We start from the raw sequence: 12,257 nt of genomic DNA on the forward strand, positions 1-12,257 counted from the left end.
CACCGCCGGACATGTCCCGCCGCAGCCACCACCCTGGTGTCATGCGCACGACGGCAATGAACGAGCCCATCGCGGTACTGACAGGGATGTACGCGGCCGAGACGGAGTACCTCGCCGCAGGCGGAGCGGGCGTGGCGAGCTTCGAGCGCCTCGCGCCGTTCTTCGCCCCGGACGTCGTTCTGCACCAGGCCGAGACACTTCCCTACGGGGGAACCTGGCGCGGCCACGACGGCATGGAACGGTTCTTCGTCGCGATGAGGCGGACCTGGGAGATCTTCGAGATGCTCCAGCAGGAGTTCCTGGTCGAGGAAGGACCGATCGTGGTCCTCACCCATGTCCGGGCACGGGCCCGTGCCACCGGCCGAGAGCTCCGCTTCCCGATCCTGCAGACCGTCACCGTGCGGGACAGCCGGATCAGCGAGGTCCGCCCGTTCTACTGGGACACCGCCGCGATAGCCGATGCCGTGGCGCCAACAGGCGGCTGACGCTCAGGTGGCGTCGGGGTCGATCGGCGGACGCTCGTTGCGGGCCAGCGGTGCCGGGGGCTGCGGCGCAGCCGGGCGGGCCTGCGGCGTGCCGTTGCTCTTGGTGAGGTTCGGACCGGGCGCGAAGCCGTTGGGCTTCGGCTCCGGGTCGTCGAAGAGCGTGCGGCGCACGGCGTTGCGCGGGTGGAGGTCCCGCAGCCCGCGCAGCTCCTCGAGCGGCTTGCGCAGCTCGTCGAACTCCGGGCCGAGCTCGCCGCGGAGCTGGTCGCGCGCCCCGTTGGCGAACTCCTTGACCTGCCGGACCGAGCGGCCCACCCATGCCGCGGCAGACGGAAGCCGCTCGGGACCGAGGATGAACAACCCGGCCACGACCAACACGACTATCTCGCCCCAGCCGACGCTCTCGAACACCTGACCATCGTACGGGCCAACACGCGTCCGGAGAGCCGACAGTATGTGAACACGAGCGCAGGCTGTGGCGATCTCAGCGCAGGGGACGATCTCAGCGCAGGGGACGACCTCAGCGCAGGGGACGACCTCAGCGCAGGGGACGATCTCAGCGGGCGGTTGCGTTCAGTCGGACGTCAGGACCACCGAGACGGTCAGCGGCCTGCCGTCCCTGATCAGCTGGACCGGCAGCGCGTCGCCCGGGTTGTGCTCCCGGACCGCCACGACCAGCTCGTCCGCGCCCGCGATCGGCCGGTCCCCCACCCGCACGATCACGTCGCCCTCGACGATGCCGGCCAGCGCAGCCGCGCCGCCCTGCTGCACGTTCTGCACCTGGGCGCCGTCGGTGGTGCCGTCGCTGACCGACCGGGCGTTGATCCCGATCTCGGCGTGGGTGACCACGCCGGTGCGGATCAGCTCCTCGGCGATCGTGCGGGCGTCGTCGATGGGGATGGCGAAGCCGAGGCCGATCGAGCCGCCCTCGCCCATGCCGAGGCTGCGGATCGCGGTGTTGATGCCCACGACCGCGCCGGTGGAGTCGACGAGCGGGCCTCCCGAGTTGCCCGGGTTGATGGCGGCGTCGGTCTGGATCGCGTCGATCACCGCGTTGGCGTCGGCACCGCTGCCGTCGAGCCGGACCGGCCGGTTGAGCGCGCTCACGATGCCGTCGGTGACCGTGCCGACGAGGCCGAGCGGCGAGCCGATGGCGAGCACACCGTCGCCGACGACGAGCCCGGCAGAGGAACCGATGGTGGCGACCACCGGGTTGGCCACGTCTACCTTGACGACGGCCAGGTCGGTCTTCGGGTCGCGCCCGACGATCCGGGCGGCGGTGCGCGTGCCGTCGTGGAAGATCGCCTCGATCTGCGCACCGTTGGCACCGGCGGCCGGGGCGACCACGTGGTTGTTGGTCAGGATGTAGCCGGCCGGGTCGATCATGACGCCGGAACCCGTGCCGCCCTCCTGGCCGACCCTGATCTCGATCGAGACGACGGCGGGCACGGTGCGCCTGGCGATGTCGGCCACGGAGCCGGGCGGGCGCTCCTTCGCGTCGATGGTCTGGGTGATCGTCGGGTCGGGATCGGTGAGCCCGCTGGCGCCGTCGGCCGTCAGCCGTCCGATGAACCCGCCCGCCGCGCCGATCAGCACCGCGACGAGTGCCAGCGCGGCCAGCGCCCGCGGATCGACCCGACGGCCGAACACCAGCTCCCGCAGGCTGAGCCGGGGGCCCTCGCCGCGGGGCGGGGCCCCGGCCGGCCGGTCCGGAGCCGCGGGCGGACCGAGAGCGACAGCGCTGTCCGGGTCGCGCCACGGGTCGCGGTCGGCGCCGTCGACCCAGAACGCGTCGTCGGGCTCGGCACCGTTGGTACTGCTGCCGCCCGGAGGCCGCTGCAACGCCGGTGCATCGCCGGTCGGCCTGCCGAAGGCACTGGCGAGGGCGGCAGGCGGCGGAGCGGCCAGGGTGGCGGGAGAAGGGGCCGGAGTGTCACCCCGCGGGGCTGCGAAGCCGCCCTCCACGCCGTTGGGGCGTCCGAACATCTCCGCCGCGCCCGGATCGACGGGCGTGCGCTCCAGCGGGCGCGGTCCGAGCCGCGGGGGCTCACCGCCCGCGCGATCGCTCGAACGCGTCGCAGGGCTGCGTTCGTTCATCGCGCTGCAGGCTCCTGAGGTGTGCCGACCGTACGTCCCTCAGCCTGCCCCAGTGGCAGTGAAGTCCGCGTAGCCGGGTCGAGACGGCTCAGGGCATACCGATGAAGGAGCCGGGGACCACGTCGAGCCGACCCTCGAGGAGATCGGGTTCGAACTCCGAGCCGGTGATGGTGCCGAGGTCGGAGTCGGGGTCGGAGTCGGGGTCGGGGGCGCCGGAGTCGGAGTCGCGGCTCACGGCGCGCTCCAGCCGCATCTGCGCGTCGAGCAGGCCGGGCCCGTCGACGATGGTCCTCGCCGTGCCGCCACCGAGCACCGAGCCGCCGAACGGGCCGCTGGTGGACGCACCGGGCCCGGTGGAGGTGGGAGGCAGGCCGTAGGCGAGCGCGCCGAGCGCGAGGCCCGACACCGCCACACCCGTGCCGAGCCGGATCCGCCGCTGCACCGGGGAGCGTCCCGGTGGCCTGCGCCTGCCGTGGACCGCCGGTGAGGTCTCGGCGCCGGAGGCGTGCTCGGCGCCTGCGAGGGCGAGGTTGTCGGTCTGCGGGCGGAGCACGGAGACGAACTGACCGTCCGGGGTGACTGCGAGCCCGGCGGGCGGAGGCGGCAGCTCGGCGCTCTCCGGGATCGAGCGGAGGGTGCTGAGGAGCGTGGACGGCAGAACCGGGCCTCCCGCGGTGCGCAGCGCCGAACGCGTCTGCCCCTGGGCGAGTACCTGCGCCTCACATTCCGCGCACCCGGCGATGTGCTGCGTGGCCCGCTCGTGCGGACCCTGGGCGAGCTCGTCGTCGACATAGGCGACGATGGCGTCGGACGACAGGTGATCCTGCCCCCAGTCGGGGGGCGTCACCGTGATGCGCCAGCGCCCTTCGCTCACCCGCGAACCTCCTCCAGCACACCGACGTCGGAATCCTCCGCGGTGGCGGCGGCACTCTGCGCCTCGGCCGCGCGGTGACGCTCCAGCGCGCTGCGCAGGGCAGCCCGTCCACGGTGGATCCTGCTTCTCACCGTACCCAGCTTCACGCCGAGGGTGGCGCCGATCTCCTCGTAGGAGAGTCCCTCCACGTCACACAGGACGACCGCGGCCCGGAACTCCGGAGGAAGTTCGTCGAGCGCGGCCTGCAGCACCGGGTCGAGGTGGGTCTCGGAGAAGACCTGCTCCGGCTCCGGGCCCCGGCCGGGCAGCCGGTCGGAGTCCTCGGGGAGCGCCTCCATCCGGATGCGGGAACGGCGGCGCACCATGTCGAGGAACAAGTTGGTGGTGATGCGGTGCAGCCAGCCCTCGAACGTGCCGGGCTTGTAGGCCGCGAGTGACCGGAACACCCGGACGAACGTCTCCTGGGTGAGGTCCTCGGCGTCGTGCGGGTTGCCGGTGAGCCGGTACGCGAGGCGGTAGACCCGGTCCGCGTGCTCCCGGACGACGTCGTCCCAGCTCGGGGGCGTCCATTCGGCTCCCTCACCGGGCAGCACCGTACCGCTCAGCAGCGTGGCGGAGCCGTCGGTCATGGTGGGTCAACCTCCTGCGGCGGGCGTGCCTCCGACCAACGAAGCACCGGAGATAGACGTTCCCCCGGGCCTTCAGCGGTCGACGACCCCGACCGATGCAACCTACCGTGCCTGATGGCCGTGAACGTGGTGTGAGAGACGACTGAGAGAAACCTGTGAAACCAACGGGCCCTCCGGCGGCCGACGACCCCGACCGACGGGCCAACAGCGCGGAAAACAGCCAGCACAGTAGCCTTTTGACCATGACCGGCCGCCCGGACAGCGCTCCCGACCCGTGGGCGTTGCGCGACCACGTCGAAGGTTACCTCCCCGAGGACGACGTACTCCTCGCGGCGAGAGCCTCTGCGGCGCGGCGTGGCAACGCTCCGGTAGGCCCTGGAGCGGGAGCCGGACTCCGCTTCCTCGCGGCAGGCACGGCGGCGAGGGCGGTCGTCGAGGTCGGCACCGGGATGGGCGTCAGCGGGCTGTGGCTGCTGCGCGGGATGGCCGGCGACGGAGTGCTCACCTCGATCGACATCGACCCCGAGAACCAACGCGCCGCGCGGCAGTCGTTCACCGCTGCCGGGTACGGGCCGTCGCGGCTCCGGCTGATCAACGGGCTGGGTCTCGAGGTGCTGCCCCGGCTCACCGACGGTGGCTACGACCTGGTGTTCGTCGACGCCGGCCCGGCCGACTACCCGCGCTACCTCGACGAGGCCGTCCGGCTGCTGCGCGGCGGCGGCATCATCGCGCTGCACGGGGTGCTCTCGCCCGGCGTCCTCGACCCGGACGTCACCGACGCAGGCACGGTGGCGCTCCGCGAGGTGGCGCGTCAGGTCCGCGACGACGACCGGCTGGCGCCCGTGCTGCTGCCCCTCGGCGGTGGCCTGCTCGCGGCGGTCAAGACGGCCTGAGAGGCCCGCGCCCCGGTGGCCCCGGTGAGGCGCAGCCGCCCTCAGAGCGCGGTGGCGCCCTTGCCAAGCACGACGACGCCACCCTGGCTGACCGTGTAGCGGGCCCGGTCCAGGCTGAGATCCACGCCGACGAGCGCGCCGTCCGGGATCACCACGTTCTTGTCGAGGATCGCGCCACGCACCACGGCCCCCCGCCCGACCCGCACACCGGGCAGCACCACGGAGTCGGACACCTCCGCGCCTGCCTCGATGCGGACGTTCGGGCTGATCACCGAGCGCCGGACGATGGCGCCGGAGATGATCGTGCCGGCTCCGACGATCGAGTCCTGGGCGATGCCACCCTCCACGAACTTGGCGGGCGGCAGGGGCGCCATGGCGGTGCGGATGGGCCAGCGGTCGTTGTAGAGGTTGAAGATCGGGTGCACCGAGACGAGGTCGGTGTGCGCCTCGTAGTAGGCGTCGACGGTGCCGACGTCGCGCCAGTAGCCGGAGTCGCGGTCGGTGGCGCCGGGCACGACGTTGTCGGCGAAGTCGTACACCGCGGCGTCACCCTGGCGCACCAGCCTCGGGATGATGTCGCCGCCCATGTCGTGGTCGGAGTCGCCGTCCTCGGCATCGACGCGCAGCGCGTCGAGCAGCACCTCGGTGGTGAAGATGTAGTTGCCCATCGACGCGAAGGTGACGTCCGGGTCGTCGGGCACCGACGGCGGGTCGGACGGCTTCTCGAGGAACTCGGTGATCCGGCCCTCGGCGTCGGAGTTGATCACGCCGAACGCCTTCGCCTCGGCCCGGGGCACCCGGATGCCGGCGACGGTGACTCCCGCGCCGCTCTCGATGTGGCGGGCCAGCATCTGGCCGGGATCCATCCGGTAGACGTGGTCGGCGCCGAAGACCGCGATGTAGTCCGGCCGCTCGTCGTAGACGAGGTTGAGGCTCTGGAAGATCGCGTCGGCGCTCCCGGTGTACCAGCGCCGCCCCAGCCGCTGCTGCGCCGGCACGGTGGTGATGTACTGCCCGAGCACGCTGGAGAGCCGCCAGGTGGTGGAGATGTGGCGGTCGAGCGAGTGCGACTTGTACTGCGTGAGCACGCAGATGCGGTGCATCCCGGAGTTGACCAGGTTGGACAACACGAAGTCGATCAACCGGTAGTGGCCCCCGAAGGGCACGGCGGGCTTGGCCCGGTCGGCGGTGAGCGGCCAGAGCCGCTTCCCCTCGCCACCTGCGAGCACGATGCCGAGCACGTTGGCGGCCATCGCTCGGGGCGAGGCGGGCGACAGGCGGGCCGCGGTCATTCCGGCGCTCCGTCGGTGGGCACAGGGCCCTGGCGTGCCGGCAGCATCGTCACGCCGCCGACACTAGTGCTCTCGGACCGTGGCGGGCCACCGTTGGCAAGAGTCGAACCGGCGAACATCATGCCTCCGATGTACCCGCCACTCTCCTGGTCAATGCCGTGCCGACGCTAATGCCCTACCGTCCCGGTGTGCGCATCGGTCTGCTCACCCGCGAGTACCCCCCGGACGTCTACGGCGGAGCCGGCGTACACGTCGAACATCTCGTGCCCGCGCTGCGCGCGCTGATCGACGTCGACGTGCACTGTTTCGGAGAGCCGCGCCCCGAGCAGGCGAACACGTACGCGCACGTCGCTCCCACCGGGCTGGCCGGTGCCAACCCGGCACTGCAGACCCTCGGTGTCGACCTGTCGATGGTCGCGGCGCTGGCCGGCCCGCCCGCCATCGACCTGGCCCACTCCCACACCTGGTACGCCAACATGGCCGGGCACCTGGCCAAGATCCTGCACGGCGTGCCGCACGTGGTCACCGCCCATTCCCTCGAACCGCGCAGGCCGTGGAAGGCCGAGCAGCTCGGCGGCGGGTACCGGCTCTCGTCGTGGGTGGAACGCACGTCCTACGAGAACGCCGACGCGGTGATCGCGGTGAGCGAGGGGATGCGGCGCGACGTCCTCGACTGCTACCCGGCGCTGGACCCCGCTCGCGTCCATGTGGTGCACAACGGCATCGACACCGCCTTCTACCACCCCGACCCGGCCCGTGACGCGGTCCGCGCCGCGGGCGTGGACCCCGACCGGCCGAGCGTGGTGTTCGTCGGGCGCATCACCCGGCAGAAGGGGCTCGCGCACCTCGTGGCCGCGGCGCACGAGATCGACCACGAGGCCCAGATCGTGCTGTGCGCCGGGGCGCCCGACACCCCGGAGATCGCCGAGGAGACCGAGAAGGCCGTCGCCGAGCTCAGCGAGTCACGTCCGGGAGTGGTGTGGGTCCGCCGGATGCTGCCCACCTCGGAGGTGCGACAGCTGCTGTCGGCGGCCACGGTGTTCGTCTGCCCGTCGGTCTACGAGCCGCTCGGGATCGTCAACCTCGAGGCGATGGCCTGCGGCACCGCCGTGGTGGCCTCGGACGTGGGCGGCATCCCCGAGGTCGTCGCCGACGGCGGCACCGGACTGCTGGTGCACTTCGACGAGCACGCCGTCGACGAGTTCCGGACGGGCCTCGCCGATGCGGTGAACACGCTGCTGGCCGACCCCGGGCGGGCTGCGGCGATGGGGGCGGCCGGCCGGGTGCGGGCCGAGCGGGAGTTCGCCTGGGAACAGGCGGCGGAGCGCACCGTGGAGATCTACCGGGCCGTGTGCTGACCGCGTCAGCGCACGGCGGCACCCGACGCCCGCGCCCTGGCCCGGTGGGCGGCCACTGCTGAGCGGTTGGCGCACGCGGGTGAGCAGTAGCGACGGGCGGCGTTGCGCGAGGTGTCGGCGTACACCCGCGCGCAGCCCTCTGCCGCGCAGCGCCCGTGCCGGTCCACGCCGTACTCCGACACCAGCATCGCCAGCGCGAACGCGGTGCTGGTGCGCAGCCGGTCGACCACGTCCGCCTCGGGCGGCGTGTAGTGCAGGTGGAACTCCTGGCCGTCGTGGTTGGACAGGTGCGGCTCGACGCGGACGTCGGCGAGCAGGGCGTTGACCGCCACGGCCGCCTCCTCCACCTCGGCGATGTCGAACACGGTGCGCAGCCGGCGCGCCCACGCCCGCAGTGCAGGCTCGACCGAGTCGGGCGCCTGCTCGGCGAGGTAGCCGTGCGCCACGAGCACCGATCGCATCCGGTCGGGCTGCTGGTCCTCGGTCTCCGCCTGTCCGCCCGGACCCGCGCTCACTTCGTTGACCAGCGCGACGGCAGCGCCGAGCGCGTCACTGCGGTAACCGATGAAGTTCATTGGTCTATTACTCCAGCCCGTTTGCTGTGTAACATGCCAACAAAGGATACCTATTACCGGAGAGGGGCCGCAGATCATGAGGTGCGAGCGCTGCGGATGGCCCGCCGACGAGGCGGCGGTGCTGTCGACCCACCCGACATCTCAGGGCTGGGTGCGCTACCGGCGCTGTGTGTGCGGCACGCTGTCGATCCAGCTCGTCACTGCGGGCGGTAGTTCGGGCCCGGTCGCCGCGCCGGTGGCCTGGTCGGCCGACACCAGATAGCCCACCCGTCCGGGCGTCCCCCGAACGAGGAACGACGAACGGCACCGGCGGACGGTGCGTTCCGTTCGTCGGTGCCGTTCAGGAACCCGGCGCTGCCCCGTGGTGCGGGGCCCGTACTCGTTCGTTTCAGCCAGAGGCGGCTTTCAGCGCGTCGCCGAGGTCGCTGGCCTCCTCGGCCGACATCTCGACGACCAGACGGCCGCCGCCCTCGAGCGGGACGCGCATCACGATGCCCCGACCCTCCTTGGTCACCTCCAGGGGACCGTCGCCGGTCCGGGGCTTCATCGCCGCCATCTCCTGCTCCCTCCGTCGTCGTTTGCAGGGTGCGCCGCTGCGCCGGGGGAAGCGCGCGGCGGGGATGCTGCGAACATCTTTCCTCATCCACCGGGCCGGGGTGTAACCGGAGCGATCAACTCTCCCGGATCGACACCTGCGGCGTCACCGGGACGAGGCACGCCAACACCCCGCTACGTGATCGTCGACGAGCCCGGCGGCCTGCATCAGCGCGTAGCAGGTGGTGGGTCCGACGAAGCGCAGGCCGCGGCGTTTCAGCTCCTTGGCCATCGCCACGGACTCCACGCTGGTGGCGGGCACCTCGGCGAGCGTGGCAGGCCGCCGGTGGGCGGCCGGATCCGGCGCGAACGACCACAGCAGCTCGTCGAGGGGCCGGTCCAGCTCCAGTACCCGGCGGGCGTTGTTCACGGTGGCCTCGATCTTCGCCCGGTTGCGCACGATCGTGGCATCCGTCAGCAGCCGCTCCACGTCCGCGGCGCCGAAGCCGGCCACCGTCGCGGGGTCGAAGCCCGCGAACGCCTCGCGGAACGCCGGCCGCTTGCGCAGGATGACCAGCCACGACAGCCCCGACTGGAACGCCTCCAGGCTCAGCCGTTCGAACATCGTGGGGATCCCGTGCAGCGGGCAGCCCCACTCGTCGTCGTGATAGGCGACGTACTCCGCGGCGGTGCCTGCCCACCCGCACCGCTGCCGCGCGTCGGACTCAGGCACCGGCGCGGTACCTCGCCTCGCACAGCCTGGCCATGCGGCGCAGGGAGTGGGCGACACCGGCCCGGAACGCGGGCCGCACCAGCACCCAGCCGAACCGGCCGACCGCCCCGAGCGGCAGGTCCAGCAGCTCCGACCACACGAACCTCGCGCGCCCGGGCGCCAGCTCGACCACCTCGAACACCCCGTCGCCGCGCACCACCTTGCCGGTGTGGCGCACGACGCACCGCCGCGGACCGCCCTCCGCCGGCACGGTCCACTCCACGATCTCCATCGTGTCCGCGAACGCCAGCGGCCCGACCCCCGTCACGGCGCGCAGCTGTGCGCCCAGCTCCCGGCCGTCACCTGCGCTCATGACGTCGACCCGGGTGCCGAGCATCCACTCGCCCTGCCCTTCCCAGTCGGTGACCATCCGCCAGACGGCCTCGGCGGGCGCCTCGACGTCGACCGGGATCGTCAGCTCGACCCGGGAGCCAGCACGCTCGTTCACCGTTCGCCCTCGGCGGGCATCCCGGCCGACGCGAGCTCGGCCTCCAGCTCCGCGACCCGGGCCAGCAGTCCGTCGCGCTCCACCCCGGACCGGTCGAGCTCGTCGGCCAGCCGGTCGAGCACCCAGTCGACCTCGTCCATCCGGTAGCCGCGCAGCGCCTGCTGGAACCGCAGCTCCCGGACGTCCTCGCCGTCGAGCTCACCCGCAGGCAGTCGTGTCGGCGTGGTGCCGGGAGGCAGCGGTGCCAGCTCCTCGCCGCGCCCGAACACGACCGCGGCCAGCCCGAACAGCGCCGCGGCAACCGCAGCGACGACTATCAGATAGATCAGCGCGGTCCCCACCCGGGCAATCCCACCACGGGTGCCGGATCAGCGCACCAAGACCTCACGCATCGGGGGTCGCTCGGCGACCGCGACCTTCGTGTGAGAGGGCAGCCATTCGCCGTCTACCTGCAGGAACTGGGTGAGAGGCGCCCCCGTGTCCGGCACACCACATCGGGTGAGTGCCGCCGCGAGTATCTGGCGCGCCATCACCCCCAACTGCAGCAGCGAGCGGTTGCGGTGCTTCCGCACACCGAGGTTGACCTGTGCCAGCGCGTCCAGCCCCGACGTGGCGTAGGTGTCGAGCAGGAGCCCGATCTCGACCCCGTACCCGGCCGCGAAGGGCACCGACTCCAGCAGCTCCCGGGTGCCGGCGTACTCCCCTCCCAGCGGTTGCACGACAGCGGCGAGCTCGGGCCGCAGCGCCGCGAGCAACGGCCGCACGAGCAGCTCGGTGACCCGGCCCCCACCGTTGTCGGCTTCGGCCGCCTCCAACCGCAGCGGACGCCGGTAGAAGCCCTTGACCAGCGCGACACCCGGCTCGGTGAGCAGTGGGCCGAGCAGCGCCGGTACGAAACCGGCGTCGAAGTCGATCAGGTCCGAGTCGAGGTAACAGATGACGTCACCGGTGGTGGCGGCGAGCGAGCGCCACAGCACCTCCCCCTTGCCCGGCACGGGCACGAGATCGGGGAGGACGTCGGTGCGCAGCACCACCGTGGCCCCGGCCTCCGCCGCGACCTCGACAGTGCGGTCGGTGGACCCGGAGTCCACCACGATCAGCTCGTCCACCAGCGGGGACGCCCCGCGCGTCAGCGGCACGATCGCCGCGACGATCGCCCCTACGGTGGCTTCCTCGTCGAGGGCGGGCAGCACGACGGACACGCGACGGCCTGCCTTCGCCGCCACCAGCTCATCGACGTGCCAGCTCGGTTCCTGCCACGTGCGACGGCGGAACCAGTCCTCCGCGATGCGGTCCATGGTGGGCCTCTCCTACACGCTCGAAGGGGCCGGCCTCGTTGCCGACTGATGCTGTGGTGCCGGTGACGCGTGTTCCGGTCGTCGGTGGTGGTGAAGGAGGCTAGTGGTGATCAACGGCGGCGGTGGTCAACCTCTCGACCGTGTCGGTGACGCGGCGCGTCACGCCAGGGCACGGACCGTTCGAGACGGTGACCGGGTACCCGTAATCGCGGCCACCATGTCGACGGTGCGGCGGGTGGCGGCCACCTCGTGGGCGCGGAAGACCCGCGCACCGGCCGCGGCAGCCAGCGCCGTGGCCGCCAGGGTGCCCTCGAGCCGGTCGGTCACCTCCGCGACGCCCAGCGTCTCGCCGATGAAGTCCTTGTTGGAGAGCGCCATGAGCACCGGCCAGCCGGCGGCCACCAGCTCGCCGCAGCGCCGCAGCAGGGTGAGCCCGTGGAAGGTGTTCTTGCCGAAGTCGTGCGTCGGGTCGACGAGGATGCCTTCCCGGGGCACCCCGAGCCCCACGAGCCGCTCCGCCTGGCCGCAGACGTCAGCCAGCACCTCGGCCACGACGTCGGTGTAGCGCACGCGGTGCGGCCTGCTCCGCGGCACCGCACCGCCCGTGTGGGAGCACACGATGCCCACGCCGGTGGCGGCGGCCACCTCGCCCAGCGCGGGGTCGGCGCCCGCCCACGTGTCGTTGATCAGGTCGGCGCCCTCGGCGACGGCCAGCCTCCCGACCTCGGCGCGCCAGGTGTCCACGCTGATCACGACGTCCGGGTACTGCTCGCGGACGGCCGCGACGAACGGGACGACCCGGCGGATCTCCTCGGCGACGTCCACCTCGGGGCCCGGGCCCGCCTTCACGCCTCCCACGTCGATGATGTCCGCGCCCTCGGCGAGCGCGGCGTCGACCTTCCGCATGGCGGCGTCGTCGGCGAACGTCGCGCCCCGGTCGTAGAACGAGTCGGGTGTGCGGTTGACGATCGCCATCACCAGCGCCCGGTCCTGGGCCGGTAC

At 72.4% G+C, this 12,257-nt stretch carries 16 protein-coding genes; 4 read left to right on the plus strand and 12 right to left on the minus strand.

Annotated features, from left to right (window positions below):
• Positions 1-41: 41 nt before the first annotated feature.
• Positions 42-485, plus strand: a complete 444-nt coding sequence (locus AC5L35_RS10700; RefSeq protein ID WP_495059427.1) for a nuclear transport factor 2 family protein — start codon at positions 42-44, stop codon at positions 483-485.
• Positions 486-488: 3 nt separating this feature from the next.
• On the opposite strand, the gene tatB is transcribed toward AC5L35_RS10700, so the two are convergent.
• The 4 genes from tatB to sigE form a co-directional block, all read right to left on the minus strand.
• Entirely contained in the window at positions 489-896 is a 408-nt protein-coding gene (tatB, locus tag AC5L35_RS10705) for a Sec-independent protein translocase protein TatB (protein ID WP_495059428.1), read from the minus strand.
• 162 nt (positions 897-1,058) lie between these two features.
• Entirely contained in the window at positions 1,059-2,582 is a 1,524-nt protein-coding gene (locus AC5L35_RS10710) for a S1C family serine protease (RefSeq protein WP_495059429.1), read from the minus strand.
• An 88-nt stretch (positions 2,583-2,670) separates the two neighbouring features.
• A complete protein-coding gene (locus AC5L35_RS10715; protein ID WP_495059430.1) occupies positions 2,671-3,456 on the minus strand; it encodes an anti-sigma factor family protein in 786 nt (261 codons plus the stop codon).
• Complete coding sequence (gene sigE, locus AC5L35_RS10720; protein ID WP_495059431.1) at positions 3,453-4,085, minus strand: RNA polymerase sigma factor SigE; 633 nt, start codon at positions 4,083-4,085, stop codon at positions 3,453-3,455. The genes AC5L35_RS10715 and sigE overlap by 4 nt, the downstream gene beginning before the upstream one ends.
• Positions 4,086-4,327: 242 nt before the next feature.
• Between sigE and AC5L35_RS10725 the strand changes: the two genes are divergently transcribed.
• Positions 4,328-4,978 (plus strand): O-methyltransferase, encoded by a 651-nt coding sequence (locus AC5L35_RS10725; RefSeq protein ID WP_433278683.1) that lies wholly within the window; start codon positions 4,328-4,330, stop codon positions 4,976-4,978.
• Between the two features lie 41 nt (positions 4,979-5,019).
• On the opposite strand, the gene glgC is transcribed toward AC5L35_RS10725, so the two are convergent.
• Positions 5,020-6,270: a glucose-1-phosphate adenylyltransferase gene (gene glgC / locus AC5L35_RS10730; RefSeq protein WP_495059432.1), complete on the minus strand. Its 1,251-nt coding sequence runs from the start codon at positions 6,268-6,270 to the stop codon at positions 5,020-5,022.
• 188 nt (positions 6,271-6,458) lie between these two features.
• Between glgC and glgA the strand changes: the two genes are divergently transcribed.
• The gene (glgA, locus tag AC5L35_RS10735) at positions 6,459-7,628 is read left to right on the plus strand and encodes a glycogen synthase (protein WP_495059433.1); all 1,170 of its coding nucleotides are present in this window, start codon (positions 6,459-6,461) and stop codon (positions 7,626-7,628) included.
• A 5-nt stretch (positions 7,629-7,633) separates the two neighbouring features.
• Here the strand turns inward: glgA and AC5L35_RS10740 are convergent, their stop codons facing one another.
• On the minus strand, positions 7,634-8,203 hold the full coding sequence (locus AC5L35_RS10740) for a CGNR zinc finger domain-containing protein (RefSeq protein ID WP_495059434.1): 570 nt from the start codon (positions 8,201-8,203) through the stop codon (positions 7,634-7,636).
• Positions 8,204-8,279: 76 nt separating this feature from the next.
• On the opposite strand from AC5L35_RS10740, the gene AC5L35_RS10745 reads away from it, so the two are divergent.
• Positions 8,280-8,465 (plus strand): hypothetical protein, encoded by a 186-nt coding sequence (locus AC5L35_RS10745; protein WP_495059435.1) that lies wholly within the window; start codon positions 8,280-8,282, stop codon positions 8,463-8,465.
• 126 nt (positions 8,466-8,591) lie between these two features.
• Here AC5L35_RS10745 and AC5L35_RS10750 read toward each other — a convergent pair whose 3' ends face one another.
• The 6 genes from AC5L35_RS10750 to folP form a co-directional block, all read right to left on the minus strand.
• Entirely contained in the window at positions 8,592-8,759 is a 168-nt protein-coding gene (locus tag AC5L35_RS10750) for a DUF3117 domain-containing protein (protein ID WP_084211001.1), read from the minus strand.
• A gap of 144 nt (positions 8,760-8,903) precedes the next feature.
• On the minus strand, positions 8,904-9,470 hold the full coding sequence (locus tag AC5L35_RS10755; RefSeq protein ID WP_495059436.1) for a DNA-3-methyladenine glycosylase I: 567 nt from the start codon (positions 9,468-9,470) through the stop codon (positions 8,904-8,906).
• Positions 9,463-9,957 carry an SRPBCC family protein gene (locus tag AC5L35_RS10760; RefSeq protein ID WP_495059437.1) on the minus strand — a complete coding sequence of 165 codons (495 nt, stop codon included), beginning with the start codon at positions 9,955-9,957 and terminating at the stop codon, positions 9,463-9,465. The genes AC5L35_RS10755 and AC5L35_RS10760 overlap by 8 nt, the downstream gene beginning before the upstream one ends.
• On the minus strand, positions 9,954-10,298 hold the full coding sequence (locus tag AC5L35_RS10765; protein ID WP_495059438.1) for a DivIVA domain-containing protein: 345 nt from the start codon (positions 10,296-10,298) through the stop codon (positions 9,954-9,956). The genes AC5L35_RS10760 and AC5L35_RS10765 overlap by 4 nt, the downstream gene beginning before the upstream one ends.
• A 27-nt stretch (positions 10,299-10,325) precedes the next feature.
• Complete coding sequence (locus AC5L35_RS10770) at positions 10,326-11,255, minus strand: glucosyl-3-phosphoglycerate synthase (protein ID WP_495059439.1); 930 nt, start codon at positions 11,253-11,255, stop codon at positions 10,326-10,328.
• A gap of 159 nt (positions 11,256-11,414) precedes the next feature.
• Positions 11,415-12,230 (minus strand): dihydropteroate synthase, encoded by an 816-nt coding sequence (gene folP, locus AC5L35_RS10775; RefSeq protein WP_495059826.1) that lies wholly within the window; start codon positions 12,228-12,230, stop codon positions 11,415-11,417.
• Positions 12,231-12,257 lie beyond the last annotated feature (27 nt).

It is taken from the genome of Pseudonocardia sp. OZ21 (genome assembly GCF_059359135.1).